The 24426-nt window shown below is 63.3% G+C and carries 24 protein-coding genes; 13 read left to right on the forward strand and 11 right to left on the reverse strand.

Annotated elements, in window-relative coordinates:
- Positions 1–58: 58 nt before the first annotated feature.
- From SJY08_RS06640 to rpe, 3 genes are read right to left on the reverse strand one after another with little or no spacing between them, the layout of a single operon-like run.
- Positions 59–538, reverse strand: a complete 480-nt coding sequence (locus SJY08_RS06640; protein ID WP_377275088.1) for a hypothetical protein — start codon at positions 536–538, stop codon at positions 59–61.
- On the reverse strand, positions 538–1257 hold the full coding sequence (locus tag SJY08_RS06645; RefSeq protein WP_377275089.1) for a DUF2259 domain-containing protein: 720 nt from the start codon (positions 1255–1257) through the stop codon (positions 538–540). Before SJY08_RS06645 ends, SJY08_RS06640 begins: the two co-directional genes overlap by 1 nt.
- Entirely contained in the window at positions 1254–1931 is a 678-nt protein-coding gene (gene rpe, locus SJY08_RS06650) for a ribulose-phosphate 3-epimerase (RefSeq protein WP_377275090.1), read from the reverse strand. Before rpe ends, SJY08_RS06645 begins: the two co-directional genes overlap by 4 nt.
- Before the next feature lie 210 nt (positions 1932–2141).
- Here rpe and SJY08_RS06655 point away from each other — a divergent pair, with 210 nt between their 5' ends.
- Entirely contained in the window at positions 2142–2906 is a 765-nt protein-coding gene (locus SJY08_RS06655) for an SDR family NAD(P)-dependent oxidoreductase (RefSeq protein WP_377275091.1), read from the forward strand.
- A gap of 6 nt (positions 2907–2912) precedes the next feature.
- On the opposite strand, the gene SJY08_RS06660 is transcribed toward SJY08_RS06655, so the two are convergent.
- On the reverse strand, positions 2913–4007 hold the full coding sequence (locus SJY08_RS06660; RefSeq protein WP_377275092.1) for a branched-chain amino acid ABC transporter substrate-binding protein: 1095 nt from the start codon (positions 4005–4007) through the stop codon (positions 2913–2915).
- 165 nt (positions 4008–4172) lie between these two features.
- Here SJY08_RS06660 and SJY08_RS06665 point away from each other — a divergent pair, with 165 nt between their 5' ends.
- Genes SJY08_RS06665 through SJY08_RS06695 form a run of 7 tightly spaced genes read left to right on the forward strand, consistent with a single transcriptional unit; the run spans position 4173 to position 9922 of the window.
- Entirely contained in the window at positions 4173–4658 is a 486-nt protein-coding gene (locus SJY08_RS06665; RefSeq protein ID WP_069041258.1) for a flavin reductase, read from the forward strand.
- A gap of 26 nt (positions 4659–4684) precedes the next feature.
- On the forward strand, positions 4685–5617 hold the full coding sequence (locus SJY08_RS06670; protein ID WP_069041259.1) for a MoxR family ATPase: 933 nt from the start codon (positions 4685–4687) through the stop codon (positions 5615–5617).
- A 1-nt stretch (position 5618) separates the two neighbouring features.
- On the forward strand, positions 5619–6893 hold the full coding sequence (locus tag SJY08_RS06675; protein ID WP_377275093.1) for a VWA domain-containing protein: 1275 nt from the start codon (positions 5619–5621) through the stop codon (positions 6891–6893).
- A complete protein-coding gene (locus tag SJY08_RS06680) occupies positions 6893–7222 on the forward strand; it encodes an XdhC family protein (protein WP_054149788.1) in 330 nt (109 codons plus the stop codon). The genes SJY08_RS06675 and SJY08_RS06680 overlap by 1 nt, the downstream gene beginning before the upstream one ends.
- Complete coding sequence (locus SJY08_RS06685) at positions 7222–7938, forward strand: XdhC family protein (protein WP_377275094.1); 717 nt, start codon at positions 7222–7224, stop codon at positions 7936–7938. The genes SJY08_RS06680 and SJY08_RS06685 overlap by 1 nt, the downstream gene beginning before the upstream one ends.
- On the forward strand, positions 7935–9578 hold the full coding sequence (locus SJY08_RS06690; protein ID WP_377275095.1) for an NTP transferase domain-containing protein: 1644 nt from the start codon (positions 7935–7937) through the stop codon (positions 9576–9578). The genes SJY08_RS06685 and SJY08_RS06690 overlap by 4 nt, the downstream gene beginning before the upstream one ends.
- A 2-nt stretch (positions 9579–9580) precedes the next feature.
- Positions 9581–9922 carry a TfoX/Sxy family protein gene (locus SJY08_RS06695; RefSeq protein ID WP_377275096.1) on the forward strand — a complete coding sequence of 114 codons (342 nt, stop codon included), beginning with the start codon at positions 9581–9583 and terminating at the stop codon, positions 9920–9922.
- Here the strand turns inward: SJY08_RS06695 and SJY08_RS06700 are convergent.
- From SJY08_RS06700 to bcp, 5 genes are all read right to left on the reverse strand, one after another.
- Positions 9910–10317: an NUDIX domain-containing protein gene (locus SJY08_RS06700; protein WP_377275097.1), complete on the reverse strand. Its 408-nt coding sequence runs from the start codon at positions 10315–10317 to the stop codon at positions 9910–9912. The two genes, SJY08_RS06695 and SJY08_RS06700, sit on opposite strands and share 13 nt — an antisense overlap.
- A gap of 5 nt (positions 10318–10322) precedes the next feature.
- On the reverse strand, positions 10323–11825 hold the full coding sequence (locus tag SJY08_RS06705) for a DEAD/DEAH box helicase (protein ID WP_054149728.1): 1503 nt from the start codon (positions 11823–11825) through the stop codon (positions 10323–10325).
- A 227-nt stretch (positions 11826–12052) separates the two neighbouring features.
- Positions 12053–13363 carry a peptidoglycan DD-metalloendopeptidase family protein gene (locus SJY08_RS06710; protein WP_377275098.1) on the reverse strand — a complete coding sequence of 437 codons (1311 nt, stop codon included), beginning with the start codon at positions 13361–13363 and terminating at the stop codon, positions 12053–12055.
- Positions 13364–13495: 132 nt separating this feature from the next.
- Positions 13496–14341, reverse strand: a complete 846-nt coding sequence (locus SJY08_RS06715; protein ID WP_377275099.1) for a ferritin-like domain-containing protein — start codon at positions 14339–14341, stop codon at positions 13496–13498.
- Between the two features lies 1 nt (position 14342).
- A complete protein-coding gene (gene bcp, locus SJY08_RS06720) occupies positions 14343–14810 on the reverse strand; it encodes a thioredoxin-dependent thiol peroxidase (RefSeq protein ID WP_054149726.1) in 468 nt (155 codons plus the stop codon).
- Between the two features lie 122 nt (positions 14811–14932).
- Between bcp and SJY08_RS06725 the strand changes: the two genes are divergently transcribed.
- Positions 14933–18346 carry a DUF3971 domain-containing protein gene (locus SJY08_RS06725; protein WP_377275100.1) on the forward strand — a complete coding sequence of 1138 codons (3414 nt, stop codon included), beginning with the start codon at positions 14933–14935 and terminating at the stop codon, positions 18344–18346.
- Positions 18347–18358: 12 nt separating this feature from the next.
- On the opposite strand, the gene SJY08_RS06730 is transcribed toward SJY08_RS06725, so the two are convergent.
- Together SJY08_RS06730 and SJY08_RS06735 are read right to left on the reverse strand one after the other, a co-directional pair.
- The gene (locus tag SJY08_RS06730; protein ID WP_377275101.1) at positions 18359–19051 is read right to left on the reverse strand and encodes a cobalt-precorrin-6A reductase; all 693 of its coding nucleotides are present in this window, start codon (positions 19049–19051) and stop codon (positions 18359–18361) included.
- Positions 19041–20177 (reverse strand): cobalt-precorrin-5B (C(1))-methyltransferase, encoded by a 1137-nt coding sequence (locus SJY08_RS06735; RefSeq protein WP_377275102.1) that lies wholly within the window; start codon positions 20175–20177, stop codon positions 19041–19043. The genes SJY08_RS06730 and SJY08_RS06735 overlap by 11 nt, the downstream gene beginning before the upstream one ends.
- 107 nt (positions 20178–20284) lie before the next feature.
- On the opposite strand from SJY08_RS06735, the gene cobA reads away from it, so the two are divergent.
- From cobA to cbiB, 4 genes are read left to right on the forward strand one after another with little or no spacing between them, the layout of a single operon-like run.
- The gene (gene cobA, locus SJY08_RS06740) at positions 20285–21142 is read left to right on the forward strand and encodes a uroporphyrinogen-III C-methyltransferase (RefSeq protein WP_171901542.1); all 858 of its coding nucleotides are present in this window, start codon (positions 20285–20287) and stop codon (positions 21140–21142) included.
- Positions 21139–22440 carry a cobyrinate a,c-diamide synthase gene (locus tag SJY08_RS06745; protein ID WP_377275103.1) on the forward strand — a complete coding sequence of 434 codons (1302 nt, stop codon included), beginning with the start codon at positions 21139–21141 and terminating at the stop codon, positions 22438–22440. Before cobA ends, SJY08_RS06745 begins: the two co-directional genes overlap by 4 nt.
- Positions 22437–23441, forward strand: a complete 1005-nt coding sequence (gene cobD, locus SJY08_RS06750) for a threonine-phosphate decarboxylase CobD (protein WP_377275104.1) — start codon at positions 22437–22439, stop codon at positions 23439–23441. Before SJY08_RS06745 ends, cobD begins: the two co-directional genes overlap by 4 nt.
- Positions 23438–24415: an adenosylcobinamide-phosphate synthase CbiB gene (gene cbiB, locus SJY08_RS06755; RefSeq protein ID WP_377275105.1), complete on the forward strand. Its 978-nt coding sequence runs from the start codon at positions 23438–23440 to the stop codon at positions 24413–24415. The genes cobD and cbiB overlap by 4 nt, the downstream gene beginning before the upstream one ends.
- Positions 24416–24426 lie beyond the last annotated feature (11 nt).

Raw genomic sequence — 24426 nt, forward strand, 5'->3', positions numbered from 1 at the left:
CGTCTTTCGTTGGACATGGGAAAATGCTGGCCCCCCTTAGCAAAGTGGGGCGGCAAGCTCAACGGCTGCGGCGGGCCATCACCATGCTGAGCACCAGAAGCATGGCCAACCCGGCCGGCAGCAGGTGGCGCAGCCCGAGCACGGCAAACTGGTAGAGGGCGGATGCCGTGGTGAAAATCTGCTGATAAACCCAGATGCGCGAGGGGAATGGCGCGTGCCAGTGGGCATAGAAGCTTCGATATTGCAGGGCATAGATCCCGGAGATCGCACCGACCGTGACGACGCCGAGCAGCAAAAGCCAGGCTGCCAGAACGGTCTGCGGCCCTCCGCGCTTTTCGACCACGTGGATCAGGGGCAGGGCGACGAGCCAGCCGATCAGACCGCCGGCAGCGTAGATCAGGGTCAAGGCGAGGTCATGACTGCTTGTCGCGCGTCCGAAGAGATGGACGGAAAGCTGAAAGCTTGCCGCCATGGCCAGAGCCCAGGCAAGCGAACCGCCCATCCACAACTGCACCGACGGCAGCGGGCGGCGCGGCATCAGGGCTTCACCGGGACGGCCAGCCAGCGCAGATTGTTGCCCTCGAAGCCAAGGGATGCCACTTGGACCATGATCATGTGCGGTCCGTTCGAGCCGTAGCCTGGGGTAACGACACCGCCGACGGCGTAAGCACTCGGGCAATTGCGGCTCTTCGCAATGGATTTGTCGCGGTAGACCTCGCGCCGCACCTCGGGTTTTGCATCATCGGCGATCGAGAGCGCAAAGCCGCGCACATTGACGTTCAGGTTGACACAGAGATCCTCGCCCTTGGCCTCGAATTGTTCGAGGCTCACGCGGTACACTCCTTCCGACACATAGAAGCTCGGATAAGCCTGGTAGCGTAATTCATCGGTTTTGCCAGCGAGTTCGCCGATCGGTGCCATGGCCACCAGATGCCCGGGGTCGTCACCGATTTTGCGTTCATCGAGGATGGCCTTCGCCTGTTTCAGGCTCTCCCGTCGTGCTTCACCGATGGGGGCTTCCTCCCGCTTGATCAGAACGCTGACCGGCGTGCCCGGAACATACTGGTCCGTTTCGGTGTCGATCACCTGAATTTCGGCATAGGCGAAGCCGGAGCCATCCTGCTCGCCGAACTGCTCGAAGGCGAAGAACTTGCCGTCAGGCGAGAAACCCAGGGGACGCATTTCCGCCACGTCTCCGGCTGAGGCCGCAGAGGCCGTCAGAAGCGCGAGCGCGATTGCAGATAGCTGCAGTTTCAAGCCCGACCTCCCTCGGCTGCCTGGCGCAGACTGTCGACCGTCTTGCGGTAGTCGTCAACGCCCTTGCCCTTGAAGATTGCCGAGCCTGCAACCAGCGCATTGGCGCCGGCCTTGGCGATTTCGGCGGCATTGTCGGCGGTGACGCCGCCATCGACCTCGAGGTCGATCGGGCGGTTGCCGATCAGGGCCTTCGCCTTGGCGATTTTGTCCGTCATCGCCGGAATGTACTTCTGGCCGCCGAAGCCCGGGTTGACGCTCATGATCAGGATCAGGTCGAGATCATCCATCACATGCTCGAGGACCGAAAGCGGCGTTGCCGGATTGAGCGAAACGCCGGCCTTCTTGCCGAGCGCCCGTATGGTCTGCAGCGAGCGATGCAGGTGCGGACCGGCTTCCGCATGCACCGTGATGATGTCGCAGCCGGCATCGGCGAAGGCGGCGAGATAGGGATCGGCCGGCGCGATCATCAGGTGGCAGTCGAAGACGGCCTTGGTCCAGGGGCGCAGCGCCTTGATGATCGCGGGGCCGAAGGAGATGTTCGGGACGAAATGGCCGTCCATCACGTCGAGATGCACCCATTCTGCGCCGGCGTCGACGACGTCGCGCACTTCTTCTCCGAGGCGGGAGAAGTCGGCAGCCAGAATGGAAGGCGAGATCAGGAGAGGGCGGGTCATCGGAAGCTCCTCGCGGGCCAGGGATCGATCGATGCCGTCGCGGACGAGAGACGCGGGCACCAGCTGTTGATGGCGGTCCGCATAGCATCGGCGCCCTTGAGCGGCAACCATGCCTTCGGATGAGACGCCAGTCATCGGCATGGCTGGCCTTGACGATTGCTGCCCGGCGCTGCATCCCTCGGCAAAAGCATAGCCATCCGGGAGGACGTCGTGGCCAAATTTGCAATCATCACCGGCGGAAGCTCCGGCATCGGCCGTCATCTGGTGTCGGCCTTTGTGCGCGAAGGATATGACGTCGCCTTTACCCATCTCGGTCAGCCGGATGCCGCAGCGGAGGTCGAGAAGGATGTGTCTGCGCTTGGTGGTCGCGCGATCGGTCGGGAATGCGAGGTGGCCAACAGCGCTGACATCGAAGCATTCCTGGACGAGGTGATCGCCTGGGCGGGACAGGTGCCGGACGTGCTCGTCAACAATGCCGGCATCCAGACCTGGGCCTCGATGCTTGAGCTTTCCGAAGAGCGCTGGGACGCCGTCATCAGCACCAATCTCAAGGGCACCTTCCTCAACAGCCAGCGTGTGGCGCGCCGCATGGTCCAGGCGGGCAAGGGCGGGTCGATCATCAATCTCGGTTCCGGCTGCAACAAGCAGGCCTTTCCGAAACTGGTCGACTATACTGCATCGAAGGGCGGCATCGAGCAGCTGACCAAAGTGTCGGCCGTCGAGCTCGGGCCGCATCAGATCCGCGTCAATTGCGTGGCACCCGGTGCGATCGAAACGGCACGCACCCAGGCCGAGGCTCCCGATTATGCGAAGACCTGGGGCGATGTGACGCCTCTGCGTCGTGTCGGCACGCCGGAAGACATTGCAGGACCGGTCCTTTTCCTCGCCGGTCCGCAATCGGCTTTTGTGACCGGCCAGACGATCTGGGTGGATGGCGGCGTGTTCAGCCAGGCCTTCTGGCCCTACCGCGACTGATCGCGGTTACTGCGATGGTTCGGACACGGGCACGAATGCGTTGTCCTGCCATTTCAGCAAGCGATAGGGGTTCTCGGTCAGCTCGTGATCCTCACCGAAGGTGATCGGGCCGATCACCGTCTCGAAGGTCGTGCCGATCAGTGCATCCGTGACGGGTGTGCCCATGGCGGACGAGATGCCCCAGGAATCCGCGAGCATGGTGACGGCCGCATGGGCCGGCAGAACATAGCCCTCTGGAGCTATCCCTGCCGCCTCGAAATCGCCGATCAGCGCCGGAGCCGATGGCCCCTGCGGTGTCTCCACGAGACCGACCGCGAGCACGCCATCTTCCAGTGGAACCGGTTCATCTGCCGCCCGCATGGCTTCGCCGCCGAGAAGCGTCAGTGACAGGTCTTCAGCCTTGGCGTCACGGGCGATGATCGAGACATCGTTGCGATCGCCACCGACAAAGACATGGCTGATGCCGGCCGTCTTGAGCCGACGGACCAGTGTCAGCTGCTGCTCCTGACCCGGTCGGAAGGTGTCAATGAAGGCGGGTTTCAGGCCGCGTTCTTCGAGCGTGATCCGGATCGCCTCGGTCAGTTCTCGGCCGCGGATCGTGCCGTCTTCCAGCAGAGCCACCGGTTCGCCTGGCCAATCACGCAGGATGACCTGAGAGAGCTTGCCGGATTCCTGATCGCCATTGGGTGCGAGACGGAACAGCGGCCAGCCGGCCTTTACCGCATCCTCCATCAGCCCTTTCCAGCGGACCGACAGTGTCAGTGCGGGAAGGTTGGCATCTGCCAGAACGGGCAGGCCCTCCTTCAAGGTTTCGCTGCAGAGAAAGCCGACCGCTGCCTTCACCCCTGCCGCCGTGATCGCTTCGGCCACCGCCTGGCCGCTGCCTTCCGCGCAGGGCTCGTCGATCTCGACAATGCTGATTGATAGTCCTTCTGCGGCCAGCGCCGCGCCCTCGCGCACCTGGTCGCCGAGCACGGCGAAGCTACCGGCCGTCGGGGCGACCACAGCAAGTTTCAGCTCCGCAGCCGACGATGCGGGCACGCTGAGCACGAGCAAAGCGGGGAGCGAAAGCCAGGTTGTGAAAGGGCGTGCGTGGGTCATGGCACGATCCTAGCCGAACGCGCAGGCAATTGGAAATGCTGGCTTTACGCCGGGCAATGCGGGGCATCACCGAAATCGTGATGGTGTTGTGGAAAAGATAAGGGCTGCGGCCCATATTGCGGTGTCTTGAGTGCAAGCTTCCAAGGGGGAAACGTGAGTTTGAGCATGCAAGTTCTGGATCCAGCCGTTTATCGCGAGGCCATGAGCCATTATGCGGGGCATGTGCAGATCGTGACGACGGAGCACCAAGGCATCCGGCGCGGGGTTACGATCACCGCCGCCTGCTCGGTGTCCGACAGCCCGCCCATGGTGCTTGCCTGCCTCAACAACAGCAATGCGAGCAATGCCGTGCTTTTCGAGAGTGGGCATTTCGCCTTGAATACGCTGGGCGCCCATCACCAGGATCTGGCCAATGCCTTTGCAGGGTTCGGCAAACTCTCTGCCGAAGACCGGTTTGCCCAGGCTGAATGGCAGGTGATGGAAACCGGGTCGCCGGTGCTTGTCGATGCGATCGTCGCCTTCGACTGTGTCGTGACCGACCGCAAGGTGACGAATACCCATACGATCCTTTTCGGCGAGGTGAAGGCGGTGCATTTCGGTCAGCGTGAGCCGTCGCTCATCTATCTGGACCGGGGCTATCACACGCTATAGACTTCCCCTCGAACATGGGAGGAGACATGGCAGAGACCTCGGGAAAGGTGCTGCCGGAGACGATCGATGGCATAATCGATCTGCTTTCGGCTGAGGATTATCTGGCCGGCAGGCCGCTGGCGACGGTGCTATTTCTCGCGCTCAAGATGAAACGGCCGCTTTTCCTGGAAGGGGAAGCCGGTGTCGGCAAGACCGAAGTCGCCAAGGTGCTGGCCAAGGCGCTCGACCGCCCGCTGATCCGCCTGCAGTGCTACGAAGGCCTCGATGTGGCCTCCGCAGTCTACGAGTGGAACTACCCGGCACAGATGCTGGAAATCCGCATGGCTGAAGCCTCCGGCGTCTCGGATCGAACCCGGCTCGAGGGCGATATTTTTTCCGAGCGCTATCTGATCCGCCGTCCGGTCCTTCAGGCGCTGCAAGGCGAACCGGGACGCGCGCCGGTTTTCCTGATCGACGAACTCGACCGCACAGACGAGGCCTTCGAGGCTTTCCTGCTGGAAGTCCTCTCGGATTTCCAGGTGACCATCCCCGAATTCGGGACGGTGAAGGCCTCCGAGCCGCCGATCGTCATCGTCACGTCGAACCGCACCCGCGAGGTGCATGACGCGCTGAAGCGCCGGTGCCTCTACCATTGGGTCGACTATCCGGCCGCTGCCGACGAACTGGCGATCATCCGCCGCAAGGTGAAGGGCTGCAACGAACAGCTCTCCCGGCAGATCGTCGCCTATGTGCAGAAACTCAGGACCATCGACCTGTTCAAGAACCCCGGCATCGCCGAGACCATCGACTGGGCAACGGCGCTTACCGAACTCGACCGGTTGGCGCTCGATCCGGAGACGATCGCCGATACGCTCGGCACGCTTTTGAAGTACCAGGAAGACATCGCCCGCATCCAGGGCAGCGAGGGCGAGAAGCTGCTCTCGGAAGTCAAAGCCGAACTCCTGGCGAAGGCCGGCTGAGATGGAAAGCTTCGGGCCGCATCCCGCCAGTGGACGTGACGGAATCGTTGTGCCGCCACCGGTCAAGGGTGATGGGCGGCTTGCCGACAATATCGTGCATTTTGCCCGCGTTCTGCGCAGGGCCGGTCTTAAGCCCGGACCGGGAGCCGTGATCGACGCCATCGAGGCGATCGACGCGATCGGCATCGGCTCGCGCATCGAGTTCCATGCGGCGCTCTCGGCGATCTTCGTCAAACGCCACGAGGATCAGCCGGTTTTCGACGAGGCCTTTTCGATCTTCTGGCGCTCACGGGATCTCGTCGGCAAGATGATCGCGCTGATGTCGCCGGTGGCGGCGATCGGAGAGCGGCAGAAGCCGAAGGCCGGCGGAGCGCGTGTCAGCGATGCTTTGTTTGCCGACAGAAAACGCGAGCCGAAGCCACGCGACGAGCCGGATGTCGAGATCGATGCTCGGCTCACCGTTTCGGGCCAGGAGGTCTTTCGCCGACTTGATTTCGGGCAGATGACAGCGAGCGAACTGAAGGAGGCGCGGCGTGCCATTGAACGCTTGGCCATGCCGCTCGATCTCGTTCAAACGCGCCGTTACCGGATGTCGCCACGCGGGCGCATCATCGATCCGCGCGCCAGCATGCGCCAGTCGCTGCGGACCGGCGGCGACCTGATGCTGCCCAAGTTTCGAGAGCGCCGGCAACAGCCGCCGCCGCTCGTCATCCTCGCGGACATTTCCGGTTCGATGAGCCAGTATACCCGCATCTTCCTGCATTTCCTGCATGTTCTGACCGAGCGTCGCCGCCGGGTGCATACCTTCCTCTTCGGTACGCGGCTGACCAATGTGACGCGGCAACTCCGTCACCGAGATCCGGACGAGGCGATTGCGCAATGCACAGACGCCGTGGCCGACTGGTCGGGCGGTACGCGGATCGGCGAAACGCTCAGGCTCTTCAACCGCCATTGGGGCCGTCGCGTTCTGGGGCAGGGTGCCGTTGTCCTCCTGATCACCGACGGGCTGGAGCGGGACGAGGTCGATATGCTTGCCCGCGAGACCGACCGGCTACATCGTTCGTGTAGGCGCCTCGTCTGGCTCAATCCGCTGCTGCGCTTTGCCGGTTTCGAAGCGCGCGCGCGGGGGGTGCGCGCAATGCTGCCGCATGTCGACGAGTTGCGGTCAGTCCATAATCTGGAAGCGCTTTCGGATCTCGTCCAATCTCTTTCCGGGGCGCCGGATCGGAACTGCGACCCCCGGCGTTACCTCGCTTCAGACAGGAGCCAGCCATGATGACCACCGACGCCGTTCTGCGCGATCCGCTCGAAATTGCCGAAAGCTGGTTCGCCGAGGGACGATCCGTCGCGATCGCGACCGTGATCGAGACCTGGGGCTCGGCGCCGCGCCCGATCGGCAGCCATCTTGTCATCGATGGCGAGGGTAATTTCGAGGGCTCGGTGTCCGGCGGCTGTGTCGAAGGGGCTGTCATCACGGAGGCGCTCGACGTGATCGAGAGCGGGACGCCGAAGATGCTCGAATTCGGCGTGGCCGACGAGACCGCCTGGCGGGTGGGGCTGTCCTGCGGCGGCCGCATCCGCGTGCAGGTCGAGAGGCTCGGCTGATGGAGATTTCGACGCTTGCGGCTCTGAACGCCGCGAAACGTGACCGTCTCGGCGCCGTGCTGGTGAGCGACCTCGACACGGGCGTCTCGCAACTAATCACCGAGGATCAGGTTGCGACCGATGCCCTGGGGCAGGAGATCCGGGCGCGTCTTCTCTCCGGCAAGTCGGGCACTGCCGAGATCGCGGGCAAGAGCCTGTTCCTGAACGTGCATCTGCCGCCGCCGCGGATCGTCGTGATCGGCGCCGTGCACATCAGCCAGGCACTGGCGCCGATGGCGGCGCTATCAGGCTTTGCCGTCACCATCATCGATCCGCGCACAGCCTTCGCAACGCCCGAGCGCTTCGCCGGTATCGATCTACGGGCTGACTGGCCGGACGAGGTCTTCGCCGGGATGCCGCTCGACCGCTATTCCGCCATGGTGGCCGTCACCCATGATCCGAAGATCGACGATCCCGGCCTGATCGCGGCGCTGCAGGCGCGCTGCTTCTATGTCGGTGCGCTTGGCTCCCGCAAGACGCATGCGAAGCGCGTCGAGCGCTTGACGGCGGGCGGTCTGGATGCCGAGACCATTGCCGCCATCCGGGCCCCGATCGGCATCGATATCGGCGCTGCCACACCGGCCGAAATCGCGGTCGCGATCCTCGCCGATGTCATCCAGTCGCTGCGCCGGCGTAGTGTCGGGGCGGCCTCCGGCTCCCATGAGGCATCGCCGTGAAGTTCGGGCCGATCCTGACACCAGAAGCTGAGGGTGCGATCCTTGCGCATTCCCAGCCACTCGCCTCCGGCAAACTGCCGAAGGGACACCGCCTGCAGACGGCGGATCTCGTCCGCTTGCAGGCAGAGGGGGTAACGACCGTCATTGCCTGCCGGCTGGAACCGGGCGACCTGATGGAAGACGAAGCGGCCGACCGGTTGAGCGCTGCAATAGAGCCCAGAGGCCTGACCCGCAGTCCGGCCTCGACCGGGCGGGTGAATTTCTATGCCTCTGCAAACGGTCTCTTTCGCGCGAACAGGACGTTGGTCGATTGCTTCAACGCCGTCGATCCCGCGATCACGCTCGCCTGTCTCGCTGATCGGCGGGACGTGCGGGCCGGTGATCTCGTCGCGACCGTGAAGATCATCCCGCTGGCCGTGGCCGGTGCACGTGTTGCAGAAGCTGCTGCCCTCCTGCAGGAGGTCATCGCCTTTGAGGTCGCGCCCTATTGTCGCCACCGGGTACATCTCGTCGCGACCCATCTGCCGTCCCTGAAACCGTCTGTCATGGACAAGACGACCCGCGTGCTTGAAGCCCGGCTTGCGCCCTCGGCGAGCCGACTTGCATCTGAACACCGGGTCCCGCATCGGGCTGACGCCGTGGCGGACGCCATCCGCGCCTCGCTTAACGACAGAGCTGCCGTGGAAGACGGTCCGCCGCTCTTCGTCGTCTTTGGTGCCTCGGCCGTGGCAGATGCCGATGACGTGATACCCTCCGCCATCCGCCTTGCCGGTGGCGTGGTCGATCAGGTCGGCCTGCCCGTGGATCCTGGCAATCTGCTGGTTCTCGGTCATGTGGGCGATGTCCCCGTCATCGGTGCGCCAGGCTGCGCCCGCTCGCCGAAGGAAAATGGTTTTGACTGGGTCCTGAATGGCATTCTCGCCGGTCAACCGCCCGACCGCATGGAAATGGCGGGCTGGGGCGTCGGTGGTCTGCTGATGGAGATCCCGAGCCGTCCGCTGCCGCGTCTAAGTGCCACGAAGGACGTCGATCCGGCGGCCTTTGGCCTCGTGGTGCTTGCCGCAGGGCGGGCAAGCCGGATGGGCGAGGGTGGTCGCCATAAGCTGCTCGCCGAGTTCGAGGGCGAGCCGCTCGTACGACGCTCCGTGCGTCAGGCGATCGAGGCCGGCGTCGGTGCTGTTACGGTCATCACCGGCCATCGCAGCGGCGAGGTTGCCGAGGCGCTTGCAGGGTTCGCTGTTGAAGTGCTGGAAAATGAACACTTTTTGACCGGTATGGCGAGTTCGCTGAAGGCGGGTCTTGCCTCGGTCGAGGCCAAGGGGCTGCCTGGCATGATGGTGCTGCTGGCTGACATGCCGAACGTCTCCAGCGCGGATATCGCAGCACTTGCAAGCGCTTACGGTAAATCCGGCGGCAAGGCGATTGTGCGCGCCGTTTCCGATGGCCAGCGCGGCAATCCCGTCATTTTGCCCGCAGCAACCTTCGAGGCCTTGAAGACGCTTGAAGGCGATATCGGCGCCCGGCCTGTGATCGAAAGCGCGGGGCTTGCCGTCATCGATGTCGAGATCGGCCCCGCTGCCCGTCTTGACGTCGATACGCCCGAGGCCATTCTGGCAGCCGGCGGGATCCTGAAGGATTGATCATGGACAATGCGGCGATTGAGGAGATGTTCGAGGCGGTCGGGCCGGTGTCGATCCGTCGGATGTTCGGCGGCAAGGGCATTTATGCGCGCGGCATCATCTTTGCACTCGAACTGCGCGGCGAACTGATGCTGAAGGGTGACGAAGAGAGTGCGCCCTTGCTCGAAGAAGCCGGCGCCCGGCGCTGGTGCTACGAGGGTCGAAGCGGCAAGCCTGTCGCCATGCCCTATTGGACGATCCCCGACGAAGCGCTCGACGACCCCGACATCATGGCGAAATGGGCTCGGATCGCGCTCGATGCCGCGAGGCGGGTTACTGAGCGTGAGGCCGCTCAGCGCAGATAGGTCAGAACCGTCTGGGTGAAGACGGAAAGCGGCTGCGGCAGGTCATCGAGATCAAACCAGCCGATTTCCGAAAGCTTGTCCGGTTCGGTCAGTTGTGGATCGCCGGATGTGTCGTCGGTGACGTAGAGCAGCGAAATCCAGTGCTGACGGTCCGCCTCGATCAATTGTTCGGTAATGCCGAGATAGCGGATCGGACCGATCGAGAGCCGCGTTTCTTCCTCGGCCTCACGGCGCGCGGCAAGTTCCGCCGGTTCCATGTGGTCGACCTTGCCGCCGACGATGTTCCAGTGGCCGGCTTCCGGCGCCTTCATGCGCTTGCACAAAAGCAGTTTGCCATCCCGAAGGATGGCAAGACCAACCCCGAGACCGGGGAAATCGATACCGGGCTGACCCACAGGGATCAGGCCTTGGCGGCGGCGACGATCAGCATGAAGGCCGGGATGTCATCGCCGAAGCCAACGGGCGTCGGGCCGTCGTCATGGTCGTTATGACGGTTGCGGCGGCGATCACGATTGTCGTCGTTTGCCGGATAAGGATTGTTGCGGTTGTTGCGCGGGTTCTGATCGCGGCGCTTGTCCGTTTTGCGTTCTGTCGCCACCGGCTCCACCTTGATCGCTTCCACTTTCACCGCTTCCATCACCTGTTGTTCCTCTGCCGGTTTGACATACTCGCTGCGCGTATCGGATTTATGACCGCCGCGCCGCTCACGACCCTTGTCGCGGCCGCGTTTTCCACGGCTTTCGTCATGGCTCTCAGCCGGCGCCGGTAGGGCCGACAGGTCGCCATCAAGCCATTCGATCTTTTGATCGATGAGCTTTTCGATGGCATCAAGGAACTTGGTGTCGCTGCGCGTCACCAGGGTAAAGGCCGCGCCTGAGCGTCCGGCACGACCGGTACGGCCAATGCGGTGGACATAGTCTTCGGCGTGGATCGGAACGTCGAAATTGAAGACATGGCTGACATCGGGGATGTCGAGGCCACGGGCGGCGACGTCAGAGGCGACGAGCAGCGTGATCGCGTTGGCCTTGAAACCAGCCAGCATGGTCGTACGAGAGCGCTGGTCCATGTCGCCATGCAGCGCGCCCACCGAGAAGCCGTGGCGCTCGAGCGAACGGAAGAGGTCGGCGACATCCTTCTTGCGGTTGCAGAAGATGATCGCGTTCTTCAGGTCGTCCTGGGCGCGGATGAGGTCGCGCAGTTTCGAACGTTTCTCGTAGTCTTTGTTGTGGCATGCGACGAGGCGCTGCGTCACCGTCTTCGCCGTCGATGACGGCGGAGCGACTTCGATTCGCTCTGGATTCTGCAGAAACTGGTCGGCCAGCTTCTGGATTTCTGGCGGCATGGTTGCCGAGAAGAACAGCGTCTGACGCGTGAACGGGATCATCTTGGCGATGCGCTCGATATCGGGGATGAAGCCCATGTCGAGCATTCGGTCGGCTTCGTCGATCACGAGGATCTCGACGCCTGTCATCAGAAGCTTGCCGCGCTCACAATGGTCGAGCAGGCGGCCTGGTGTGCAGATCAGGACGTCGGCACCACGTTCCAGTTTGCGATCCTGCTCATCGAACGACACGCCACCAATCAGCAGCGCCACGTTCAACTTGTGATTCCGTCCGTACTTCTCGAAGTTCTCGGCGACCTGGGCTGCCAATTCGCGCGTCGGCTCCAGAATGAGCGTGCGCGGCATGCGAGCCCTGGCGCGGCCCTTCTCGAGCAGCGTCAACATGGGGAGAACGAAGCCTGCCGTCTTGCCGGTGCCTGTCTGGGCGATGCCGAGAATGTCACGCCGCTGCAGGGCCGGCGGAATTGCGCCTGCCTGGATCGGGGTCGGAATGGTGTAGCCGGCATCGGTGACGGCAGAAAGGACTTTTTGGCTCAGGCCAAGGTCAGCAAAAGTGGTCAAAGGGAAGTAGTTTCCGTTCCTGTTCTCGCGAACATCGCTCAATAGCCCGGAAGATCGGGCAACAATGGTTGCGGCGAATAGAAGGAAACTGCCGGAAAGTCAAGGAAACGGGCGGATTTACCCCTACAAAGGCTTAATGATCACGATTAATTGGCTTGCAACGTCATGGTGATCCGCAAACCGGAGCCCTGCTGACGGAAAATCTGCTGCGAATCGTCCTGTCGCCGTCAATTGATCAGCGGCGTCAGCTTCATTCCGGCATTGAGAAAACGCATGGGATCGACAGGGTCGCCATTGCGCCGGACCTCGTAGTGCAGATGCGGCCCGGTCGACCGTCCCGTCGAGCCTGCCAGGCCGAGAATCTGCCCGGTTTCGACCGTGTCGCCCTCGCTCACCAGAATGCGGGACATGTGCCCGTAACGGGTGGAGAGGCCGAGGCCGTGATCGATTTCGACCATGTTGCCATAGCCGCCCGAAAAGCTTGCGGTGACGATCTTGCCTGCCCCGGTGGAGCGGATTTCCGTGCCCGTCGGAGCGCGGAAATCGATGCCGGCATGCATGGCAAGTCCGCCGAAGAAGGGATCCGGACGGTTGCCGAATTGGCTGGTGATTTCCCTGCCAGGGGCGGGGTTTGCAAAGGGCAGGCGCTTGGCCGTGTCGCGAACCGTTTCCAGCCGCGTGAGGGCGACATCCAGCGCATTCAGCGAAGCGTTGAAATCGCGGTCTGACTGCGGCGCCAGATATGGACCACCGACGGCGTCGGTTGCCGGCAGTGCCGCCTGTTCGTCGATCGGCACGCCCTGACGCCTGAGGATCGCGGCAATCTCGTCGGCGGTCTGCGAGGCGCCGTTCGCCAGTTCCTCGATTCGTTGCAGCTGTTCGGCCTCGATCTCCTTCAGCGACAGCGTCATGTTCGAAAAGAGGCGGTCGGCGCGATCGGCGACATTTTCGCCGGTCATCGGCACGTAACCAAGCGCGAGCGCCGGCCTATGCGGGACCTCGGTCTTGGGTTCTGGTGCTGTTTCGCCGAGCAGGGCGGCGAAGGCCTGTGTGCCCGTTGAGAAGGAAGCCTGATCCTTGCCATCGACCACTGGCTTCTCGGCAGGCAGGGGGCCATCCGTCGGCAAAGCGTCAGGCTCACTTCCCGTCTGCAGAAGCGCGTCGATCCGGCCATGGCGGGAGGTGAGAGCCATCTGCTGCTCGAGCAGTTTCTCGACCTTTTCCTCGACTACCTGCTGGTCGAGCAATTGGCGCGAGGTGACACGGTCGACTTGGGCGCGGAGCGCTGCGATCCGGTCTTCATATTCATGCTGCATGCGCGCCTGGCGTGCCATCGTGGCGCCAATCAGGTTGTCGCGCAGGACGAGGTAGGTCGTGGCGCCGAGGTAGCCGATCGCCATGGTGCCGAGGAAACAGACTGTGAGCGCCACCATCCAGGGACGGATCGTCATGTGCCGGATGCGGTCGCCGCTCGCCAGGATGACGATATGCTGCTCCCTGCGCTTTCCGAAGACCTGGCTGTTCGAACCCGTCGTCACGCTGTCCCCCAATAAAGTCGGGCGCGCCTCGCGTAGCGTCATGCCCGATATCGGCGAGTCGCCTGTCCGATCCGCCGTTAGCAATTACGCATAATTAGGGTTAATGAAGCGTTAGGCGCTTGGAATTGCGCGTCAAACCGACGAGTTGTTCTTGGAGGACAGCGACCGGTAGAAGGATGGCGTCAGGCCCGCTTCGGCGCGTGCGACATCGTTGAAAGGTGCCTTCAGCTGGCCGCGGAAATTGGCGCGCACCAGGTCCTGAAACGCCCGTGCGGGGTCACGCTTTTCGCGGGCGCAGAGGAAGCGGAACCATTTCGCGCCGACGGCCACATGGCCTTTTTCGTCTTCGTAGATGACCTTCAGCACGTCGGCGCTTTCGAGATCGCCCGTTTCTCGCATCTTGTCCTGCAGCGACGGCGTAACATCGAGGCCGCGGGCTTCGAGGATGAGCGGCACCACCGCAAGGCGGGCCGTGAGGTCGTTCTTCGTCGAGTGCGCCGCCTGCCAGAGCCCGTCATGGGCGGGCATGTCACCATAATCTGCACCGAGCGCCCGCATGCGGTCGCGCACCAGCCGGAAATGCTTGGCCTCCTCGTAGGCCACCTTCATCCAGCCGTCGAAGAAGGAATGCGGCACCGGTTCGGTGGCAAAGCGGGCGACGATGTCGAGGGCGAGATCGACGGCATTGAGTTCGATATGGGCGAGCGCGTGCAGCAGAGCGATGCGGCCGGGCAGGGTGTGCAGCGAGCGCTTCCCGACGGCCTTTGGCGGCACGAGCTCGGGTTTTGCCGGGCGGCCCGGCCGATCCGGAAGCGGCGGATCGAGCGGCGAGCGCAGCGACAGGCGGCGCTCATGCCAGCGGATCGCAGCAGTCTGGGCGAGCGCCGTCTTCTCGTCGAGGTCGGCGCTCAGGATTGCGAGGGTGGCAGCGCCGCGAAGGGAATGGAAAGCCGTCTCGGGCTGCGTCGTCTCCAACATGTCAGAGAGCCTGCGTCGCCTTCAACACGGCCTCGGCATGGCCGGGGACCTTCACCTTGCGCCAGACCTCGGCCACCTTGCCGGACTTGTCGATCAGGAAGGTGGAGCGTTCGACACCCATATAGGTCTTGCCGTACATGCTCTTTTCCTTCCAGACGCCATAGGCTTCCAGTGCCTTGTGCTCCTCGTCAGCGGCCAGCACCACCGAAAGGTTGTGTTTGGCAGCAAACTTGTCATGGCTCTTCACCGAATCAGGCGACACACCGATGACGGTCGCGCCGAGCTTTGCGAACTCCTCGGTCAGACCCGAGAAGTCGACCGCTTCGGTCGTGCAGCCGCTGGTGTCGTCCTTCGGGTAGAAATAGAGAATCACCGGCTTTCCGGCGAAATCGGAAAGAGAAACGGTGCCGCCGCCATTGCGGGGCAGGGAGAAATCGGGGGCCATGTCCCCGGCAGTCAAATCCGTCATGGGATAACCTTTCTTTTGCCCGTTTTGTGGGTGAATGTGGGCGCCTTCGATATATAGTCCGCTCCGCAGTCGTCCAGAGCGACTTGTTAGCGGCATCGATCGACGGAGACAATCACCAGGACATGTCGGAGATCCGGGGCGAAAAGCTACGGTTTCGCAAGCGGGACATTGTGCCGCTGCATGCTCTTCCGTCTGCCCAGGCCGAGGATCCCCTCATTGTGCATTGTCCGCCGCCGAAGCGATCGCTGTTTCGGCGCCTGTTGCGGGTACTGGCCGGCTTCGCGGGGCTCTGGGTCGTCGTGTTCTTTGCGGTCTATGCCGTGGTCGAAAGCGGCACCCTCGATGCCGCCCTTGCGCAACGAGCGCAGGCCGTCCTCAACAATGCGCTCGGACCGCAGTTCACCGCCAAAATCGGCGGCACGGAAGTGCGCTTCTCCAATGGGATGGAATTGTCCGTCGAGGCGCGGGACGTCACTTTGCACGAACAGGCCGGCGGCGAACGGGTCGCCCTGACGAATTCGGTCCGATTCATCCTTGAGCCCTTGGCGCTTCTAGGCGGTCGGTTCTCCATACGCGAGATCGTCAGCGAGGGCATCGATCTCGATGCGACGGTGCTGCCGAAGGGTGAGCGTGTCGACATCTCGGATTGGCGGATCGATCATATTCCGGCCCGGTTGGCAGATGCCTTTGCCGAACTCGACCGGCTGCAGGGTTTCATTGCCCGCGGCGGTCTCGACCGTATGCGCCTTGCCGGACTGGAGATCGCCTCCACGAGTACAAGTGGGCGGCCGATGACGCTTGCGATCGACGACATCGTGCTGGAGCGCGGGGATGACGGTTCCCTTTCGATCTTCGGCGCGGTTGCAGTCAACGGGCAACAAACGGAACTGACGGCGCTGACCACGAATGTCGACGGCCGTGCCGATTCGCTGACGATGCGGGTTGCCGATGTGCGGCTGACCCCGTTCCTGCTGCGGCGTTCCAGCACGGGCGAAGCGCGCCAGGGCATCGACGGCTCGGCCGAATTGCTGCTGAATGCTCGGCGCGAGGCGCCGGATCAGGATGCCAGCGTCTCGCTCGGCATCAACATGCAGAAAGCCGGCTTCTACTCCGACGGCCAACGCCAGGAGATCACCGACGCTCGTCTCAGGCTTTCCTACGACTTTGCCAAGGATACGATAGAACTTGCCGATTCGACTGCCCGATTCGACCAAACCATCTTTCCGCTCTCCGGCGGCCTGATCGATCTCGATCGGCTGCCGGAAGGCAGTAGTTTCGGCAAGGGTTTCGGCATCGATCTTGTGGTCACCGATGGCCGAGCAAATGTGCCGCGCGCCGGCGAAGCACCGTTTCCCTTCTTCCTGAAGGGCTATGGTCGCTACCTGGTCGAAGAGAACCGCCTGCAACTCGACACGCTCGACGTTTCCACGCCGTCGGGCAACATGCGCGGCAAGCTTCAGGTGGGCTTCGGTGGAACGGGGCCGGAGATCCGGTTCAACGCCGTGGTCGAGAACATGCGCACCACCGTGGTGAAGCAGTTGTGGCCCTACTGGATTGCCTCCAAGCCGCGCGAATGGGTTCTCGGAAACCTCTATGGCGGCCTGATCCCCAAGGGGACGATCGACGTCTTCATTCCGCAGAACCGCCTGTCGATCGACCCGAAGCCGGTGCGGCTTGATGCCGACGAACTGAAGATCGGTTTCGATCTGGAAGACGCGCGCCTTAACCTGACCGGCGAACTGCCGCCGCTTCGCGACGTCTACGGCCGCTTCGACATGGTGGGCGAGCGGGTGGATGTCGCCATCCGCTCAGCGGGTTCCTTCTTTCCGTCGGGCCGCATGGTCAAGCTGGAGAGCGGTCGTCTGGTGCTGCAGGACGCCTATGAGAAACCTCTGATGGCGGATATCGATCTCGATATCGCAGGCGCTGCGGATGCCGTGGCCGAACTCGTTTCCTTCAAGCCGATCGAAGCGCTGAAGGTCGTCGACTTCCAGCCCTCGGACTTCTCGGGCAAGGTTCGCGGGCAGGCGAAGATCCGGCTCGGTCTGGTGCCGGATCAGTCGCCGCCCGATCCGAGCTGGACGGCTGAAGTCGCGCTCAACGATGTGGATGTGGCCAAACCCTTCGACGGGCGTCAGATCGCCGATGTCACCGGATCCCTGTCTGTCGATCGCGACAAGGCCATGCTCGATGCATCAGCGAAGATCGACGATGTCCCGATGGAGGTGAAGCTCACCGAACCGGTGCGTCGCGGCGATGGTGCCGTAGCCCGCGAACAGGTCGTAACGGCGACACTTGACAATGCAGCCCGCGAAAAGCTCGCGCCGGGGCTCGGCGAGATCGTCAACGGGGCGATCAAGCTGGAGCTGCGCCGGCTCGACGATACGACACAGGCCGTGTCCGTTGATCTCCGATCCGCGACGCTGACCATTCCCTGGGTGGGGTGGTCGAAGGGGCAAGGCATTGGCGCGACCGCCAAGTTCGAGTTGACCAAAGACGGAAAGCTGTCGGTGATCCGCAAGTTCGCTCTGGATGGTGAGGGCTTTGGCGCCTCCGGCGACATGAGCATTGATGATACCGGGCTTGTTGCGGCCAATCTGTCGCGCGTCCGCCTGTCGCCGGAAGACGAGGTGGCGCTGACCGTCCGTCTCAGCAAGGGCGTCTATTCGGTTGTGGCCAATGGCCGCGCCTTCGACGCTCGCTCTCTGATCTCCACCCTGCAGCGACCGTCCGGCGAGGGCGGCGATACGAAGGCGGCGCGGACTTCGCTCAGGATCGAAGGACGCTTCGACCGTGTGGTCGGCTTCAGCGGCGAGCAGTTGTCTGGTGTTTCGATCATCTATGGAGCGAGCAAGGGCCGGGTCAGTGCCGTCGACTTTTCCGGTGTGACAAGCAGCGGTCAGGCACTGGTCGCCAAACTGCGTCAGCCCGAAGCAATGAGGGAACTCTCCGTCACCACCAGCGATGCCGGTGCCGTCCTGCGCTTTCTCGACACGTACAAACGGCTGGGCGGCGGTCTTGCCAACCTGCGCCTGACGGAAACGCGCGACGGCGCCTGGAGCGGCAATCTCGATCTGCGCAACTTCCAGGTCGAGAACGAAGAGCGGCTTCAGACGATCGTCTCCGCGCCGACCGGTGCCGGCGGACGCAGTCTCAACAATGCCGTACGCAGCGATATCGATGTGAGATCTGCCCGCTTCCAGCGCGCTTTTGCCCGGCTTGCGCTGGTCGGCGGTACGCTTAGCGTCGAAAACGGTATCGTGCGCGGCGAGCAGGTGGGTGCGACCTTCCAGGGGATCGTCCGGGATCAGGCCGGGCGGATCGACCTCACCGGCACCTTCATGCCGGCCTATGGGCTCAATCGACTGTTCGCCGAACTGCCGGTGATCGGCGCCATCCTCGGCAATGGGCGCGACCGCGGCCTGCTCGGCATCACCTTCAAGTTGACCGGGCCGACGATGAAGCCGAATCTGGTGATCAACCCGCTGTCGATCATCGCGCCGGGTGTGTTCCGCCAGATCTTCGAGTTCCGCTGAGCCGCAAGCTGTTCAGTCGCGTTCGAGCATCACGACGGGCATGGCGAGGCGTCGTGCTGCAAGGATCTTGGCATAGCCGGCGGGACCACCAGAATTGCGGCAGACGAGATGCGTGACGCCATGTGCCGTCAAGAGGTCTGCCTCGCGGTCGGGATCGCTTGCCGGTTTGCCAAGGACGAGGGTGTAATCCGCGAAGGCGAGCGGCGTTTCCGGCGCATCGACCATTCGGATCACGAAGCGGCAGTCGTCCCGCCCGACGAAAGCGTCGAGATACTGTCGGCCAAGGGCGAGGAAGACAGTCGCGCCCGATGGCAAGGCCTCGGCCGCCGCCTCGAGTGTGGCTACGCTCCTCCAGCGGTCACCCGGCTGTTTCTGCCAGCGAGGGCGCAGCCGCTGTTCGAGCGGCACGCCTGAGATCGCCGCAGCCTTGATCGCATTCTCGCTGATCCGCCGCGCGAAGGGATGGGTGGCGTCGATTATCCGGTCGAATCCCTCCGTCTTCAAATAGACCGCCAGGCCTTCCGCCCCTCCGAATCCTCCGATCCGCACTGCGCCCGCAGGCAGGATTGGGTCAACCGTTCGCCCCGCCAGCGAGGTGGTGACAAGATGGCCTTCGACCACGAGCCTTTCCGCCAGAAGACGGGCCTCGGCCGTGCCGCCAAGGATCAGGATTTTCTGCGGCGCATCCTCCGGTTCAGCTCGCATGGGCGATGATCGCTCCCTTGCGATCTGTGACGATGATGTCCACCACAACGCCACTGTCGCGCAGCACGCCCTCGGCCGTGCGTTTTGCCGCCTCGGCCACAGATGCGGCGATTGCGATCCCTTCTTGTGTCATGATCTCAAGTACTTCCATCGCAGTATTCGCGTTTTCGACGGCACTACGAGCAGAAGCTTTGAGGATATGACTGCAAGGCATTGAAAGAAAGAAATTATTGTCGATTTGGCTGCGTGAGGAATGCAGGTCGAGAGCGCCCTGGGCCAGTTTCGTCATCTTGGCAAAGCCGCCAGCGATCGTCAGCTTGGGGACTGGGTGGGCACGCAGGTATTTCAGCAATCCGCCGGCGAAGTCGCCCATGTCGATCAGGGCGCCGTCCGGCAGGTTGTGAAAGATCTGGGCCGCTTTTTCCGATGTCGAACCGGTCGCGCCGAGCAGATGGGTCAGGCCTTCGGCGCGGGCGACGTCGATGCCGCGGTGGATAGAATGGATCCAGGCAGCGCACGAGAAGGGATGCACGATGCCCGTCGTGCCAAGAATTGAGATCCCACCGAGAATGCCGAGCCGAGGGTTCCAGGTGCTTTCTGCGATCTGTGCGCCGCCGGGAACGGAGATCTTCACCTCGAGATCCGGCGTGACCTCATGAGCTGCAGCAATCGCTTCGATCTCCGCCGTCATCATGGCGCGGGGTACCGGATTGATCGCCGGTTCTCCGACGGCAATCGGAAGGCCCGCTTTGGTGACGGTGCCGACCCCGTCGCCAGCCACAAAGCGGATGCCGTTTCCGGGAGGTAGGCGGGTCACCGTCGCGATTACGGTGGCGCCATGGGTCACATCCGGATCATCACCGGCATCCTTGACGATGCCCGCATAGGCGCTCTCGCCGTCGAAACCTTCGCGGGCGAGGGCGAAGGCCGGCGTTTCGCCTTTCGGCAGTGTGATCGAGACGGGGTCTGGAAAGTTGCGCGTCAGAAGAGCCGTGAATGCCGCCTTGGTTGCCGCCGTCGCACAGGCTCCCGTCGTCCAACCATTGCGCAAGGGGGTGCCTTCCGGCTTTTCAAGCCGGTGGCCCTCGGCCCCATTTCTTCCAGCCTGTTTTTCGACGTCACTCATGGCTCGCTTATAGGCGAGCCGGCGGTCTTGAGGAAGGCGTATGGGCGAAGGTTTGGGGCGGAAAGGGCCATGGCGGAATTGCAATTTTGCCGCACGAGGCCTAGACCATGACCATGAGTGACACGATGCGTCTAGCCCTTCCCATGAGCCTGCCGGCCCTCGAGCCCGGCCATGTGTGGCTGGCCGGCGCCGGCCCCGGCGATCCTGGCCTCCTGACGCTGCTGGCCGCCAAGGCGCTGTCGGAAGCCGATGTCATCGTGCACGACGCTCTGGTGAACGACGACTGCCTGAAACTCGCGCGCAGTGGCGCCATTCTCGAATATGCAGGCAAACGCGGTGGGAAGCCGTCGGCCAAGCAGCGAGATATATCGTTGCGTCTTGTCGAACTCGCAAAGGCCGGCCACCGCGTGCTCAGGCTGAAAGGCGGCGATCCCTTCGTCTTTGGACGGGGCGGCGAAGAGGCGCTAACGCTCATCGAATATGGTGTGCCCTTCCGCATCGTTCCGGGCATCACGGCGGGGATCGGCGGGCTTGCCTATGCCGGGATCCCGGTCACCCACCGCGAAGTCAACCATGCCGTGACATTCCTGACCGGCCATGATTCCTCCGGCGTCGTGCCCGATCGAATCGACTGGGCCGCCATCGGTCGCGGCTCACCCGTCATCGTCATGTATATGGCGATGAAACACATGGGCCAGATCGCCGCCAATCTGATGGCCGCCGGACGCCGGGCAGACGAGGCCGTGGCCTTCGTCTGCAATGCCGCGACCCCGGAACAGACCGTGCTCGAAACCACACTGGGACGCGCCGAAGCGGACATGCTTGCCGCGGGGATCGAACCGCCGGCGATCGTTGTCATCGGTGAGGTCGTGCGTCTGAGGCCTTCGCTCGACTGGCTGGGCGCCCTCTCGGGCCGCAAGCTTCTGCCCGATCCCTTCGCCGTGGAGCGGAAAGACACGGCATGAGCGGATTGCTGATCGCCGCGCCGGCTTCCGGTTCGGGCAAGACAGTGGTGACGCTCGGCTTGATGCGGGCGTTGAAGCGTCGCGGTCTAGTGGTCGCGCCCGGCAAGGCCGGTCCGGACTATATTGATCCCGCCTTTCATACGGCTGCGAGTGGTACACCCTGCTTCAACTTCGATCCCTGGGCCATGCGCCCGTCGTTTCTCCACGCACAGGCCGCTCAGACATCACCTGATGCCTTGCTGGTCATCGAGGCGATGATGGGGCTCTTCGATGGCGCGGCCGACGGGAGGGGAAGTGCAGGGGATCTCTCGAGCCTTCTGTCCCTGCCTGTTATGCTGGTTGTCGATTGCGCTCGTACATCGCAATCCGTCGCGGCTGTCGCAACGGGCTTTGCCCGATTTCGCGCTGACGTGCGGGTCGCCGGCGTCTTCCTCAACCGCGTCGGCAGCGACCGCCATGAAGCCATGTTGCGCGCCGCAATGGCCAAGACCGAGGTGCCGGTGCTGGGTTGCCTCAGGAGTGACCCGCAGCTTTCCCTGCCGGAGCGGCATCTCGGTCTGGTGCAGGCCGGCGAACATGCTGCTCTCGAGAACTTCATCGAGCGAGCGGCCGATGCGATCGATGCGGGGATCGATATGGGCGCACTGCTTTCCATCGCCCAGGCAGCGCCTCGCAGAGAAAGCGCGCCGGTGCGCGGCATCGCCCCGCTCGGTCAGCACATCGCCGTCGCCCGCGATCTCGCCTTCGCCTTTTCCTATCCGCATCTCCTGGAGGGCTGGCGGGAGCAAGGCGCGACACTCTCCTTCTTTTCGCCGCTCGCCGACGAGGGGCCATCGCCAGATGCCGATGCGATCCACCTGCCGGGTGGTTATCCCGAATTGCATGCCGGGAGATTGGCCACTGCTGACGGCTTCCGCTCGTCAATGATGGGAGCGGCGGACCGGGGAGCGCGGATCTATGGGGAATGCGGCGGCTATATGGTTCTGGGCGATGGGCTCGTCGACGCTGACGGCCATCGCCACCCCATGCTCGGCCTCTTGCCGCTGGTGACGAGCTATGCGGTCCGCAAACGTCATCTGGGTTATCGGCGGTTGAGATCGCTCGCGCCCGATCTGTTTGCCGGCAGCTATACCGGCCACGAATTCCACTATTCCACGGTTGTTGCGGAAGGGGCGGCGGACCGCCTGTTCGAGGCAGAGGACGCTCTCGGCGAACCGCTCGGTGCCGTCGGGCTGAGGCGCGGTTCCGTTGCGGGGTCTTACATGCACCTCATCGACATTGCAGGAGCGGGCGCATGAGCGGGCCGATCCAGCATGGTGGCGGTCTCGCCGCTGCTTCAGCCCTCTATGGCGGGCGCATTGAAGACTGGCTCGACCTGTCGACCGGCATCAACCCCTGTCCGCCTGATCTGCCCGAGATCCCGATGCGGGCCTGGCATCGCTTGCCCGACCAGGAACGGGAGACGGCGTCACGGCACGCGGCTCAGCGCTTCTATCGCGCGGGCCATCGGCTGCCACTTCCGGTGCCGGGGACGCAATCGGTCATCCAGTTGCTGCCGCGCCTGGTGCCATCAGGTGCCCGGGTTGCAGTGGTCTCGCCAACCTATGGCGAATATGCGCGCGCCTTCACGCTTGCCGGGCTTGCCGTGGATGCTATCAGTGATCTCAATGAGATCAGCAAGGCGCATGGTCTTGTCGTGGTGGTCAATCCGAACAATCCGGACGGACGGCTCCACACACCGACCGAGCTTCGAGCGCTGGCCGGTGATCTCGCAGATCGGGGCGGGATGCTTGTGGTCGACGAGGCCTTCGGTGACATGCTGCCCGACCAGAGCCTTGCCGGCGATGACAGTGCGAACCTGATCGTCTTCCGCTCCTTCGGAAAATTCTTCGGCCTTGCCGGCATTCGCCTCGGATTTGTCATCGCCGCCGACGAAGTCGCAGCGCAATTTTCCGAATGGCTTGGACCTTGGGCCGTATCCGGCCCGGCGCTCGTGCTTGCCGAGCGTTTGATGTCTTCCGATACCAGCCTCATTGCCCAGCAGATCCGAAGCCGCGCGCTTGCACTTCAGGAGATTCTGTCCGAAGCCGGCTTCACAGTCAGCGGTGGCACCGAGCTTTTCCAACTGGTCGAAGATGCGAGAGTTGGCGAATTGTACCGGCATCTCTGCAGCCGCCAGATCCTGACGCGCAAGTTCGACTACCGACCGGACTGGCTGCGTTTCGGCCTTGCCCCCGACGAGGCGGGCGATACGCGTCTCCGCGAGGCGCTCAGAACATTCCGGAGTTCGTCAGCATGAACCATCTGCTGCTCCTTCTCGTCGCCATCCTTGTCGACCGGGTCGTCGGCGATCCGCCATGGCTCTGGCAACGTGTGCCGCATCCGGTGGTGATCTTCGGCAAAGCGATCGATCTCTTCGAAAAGCGCCTGAACAGAACAAGTTTCACAGCCGAAGGTCGACGCTTGAATGGCGTCTTCACGATCGTGGCGTTGCTCGCCGCCTCGGCGGCCGTCGGCATGCTGCTTTCTGCCCTGTTCGACCATCTCGGCCTTGTCGGCATCATTCTCGAATTGATCGTCGTGGCCGTTTTCCTCGCCCAGAAGAGCCTTGGCGATCATGTCCAAGCGGTGGCCGACGGTCTCTTGCGTGATGGTCTCGGGGGAGGTCGTCAAGCGGTTGCGATGATCGTCGGGCGCGATCCGAAGACCCTCGACGAGGCCGGCGTTTCGCGCGCGGCGATCGAAAGCCTGTCCGAAAACTTTGCCGATGGTGTCGTTGCACCGGCTTTCTGGTACGCGATTGCCGGCCTTCCCGGCATCCTCGCCTACAAGATGCTGAACACGGCTGATTCGATGATCGGCCACAAGAATGAGCGCTTCCTGCAATTCGGCTGGGCCTCCGCCAGGCTCGATGATCTCGCGAACTGGCCGGCTGCGCGGCTATCCGCCGGGTTCATCGCCCTGGCTACAGTCTTGAAACGCGGGGCAGGGGCCGGCCGTCGCTCATTGTCTGCGGCCTTGCGCGATAGCGGATTGCATCGCTCGCCGAATTCCGGTTGGCCGGAAGCCGCAATGGCGGGAGCACTCGATCTGCAGCTCGCTGGTCCGCGCGTCTATGGCGGCACCAGAGTGAGCGAGCCGATGATGCATGCATCCGGCCGCAGCGATGCCGGGCCTGCTGATATCCTTGCGGGAATCGGTGTTTTCTACGCAGCCTGCGTCGTCATGGCGGCATTAATCGCCCTGATATGGGCGATCTCGAAAATCATCTGACGTTTCTAGCT

Source organism: Rhizobium sp. R86522, assembly GCF_042466255.1.
GTDB lineage: Bacteria > Pseudomonadota > Alphaproteobacteria > Rhizobiales > Rhizobiaceae > Allorhizobium.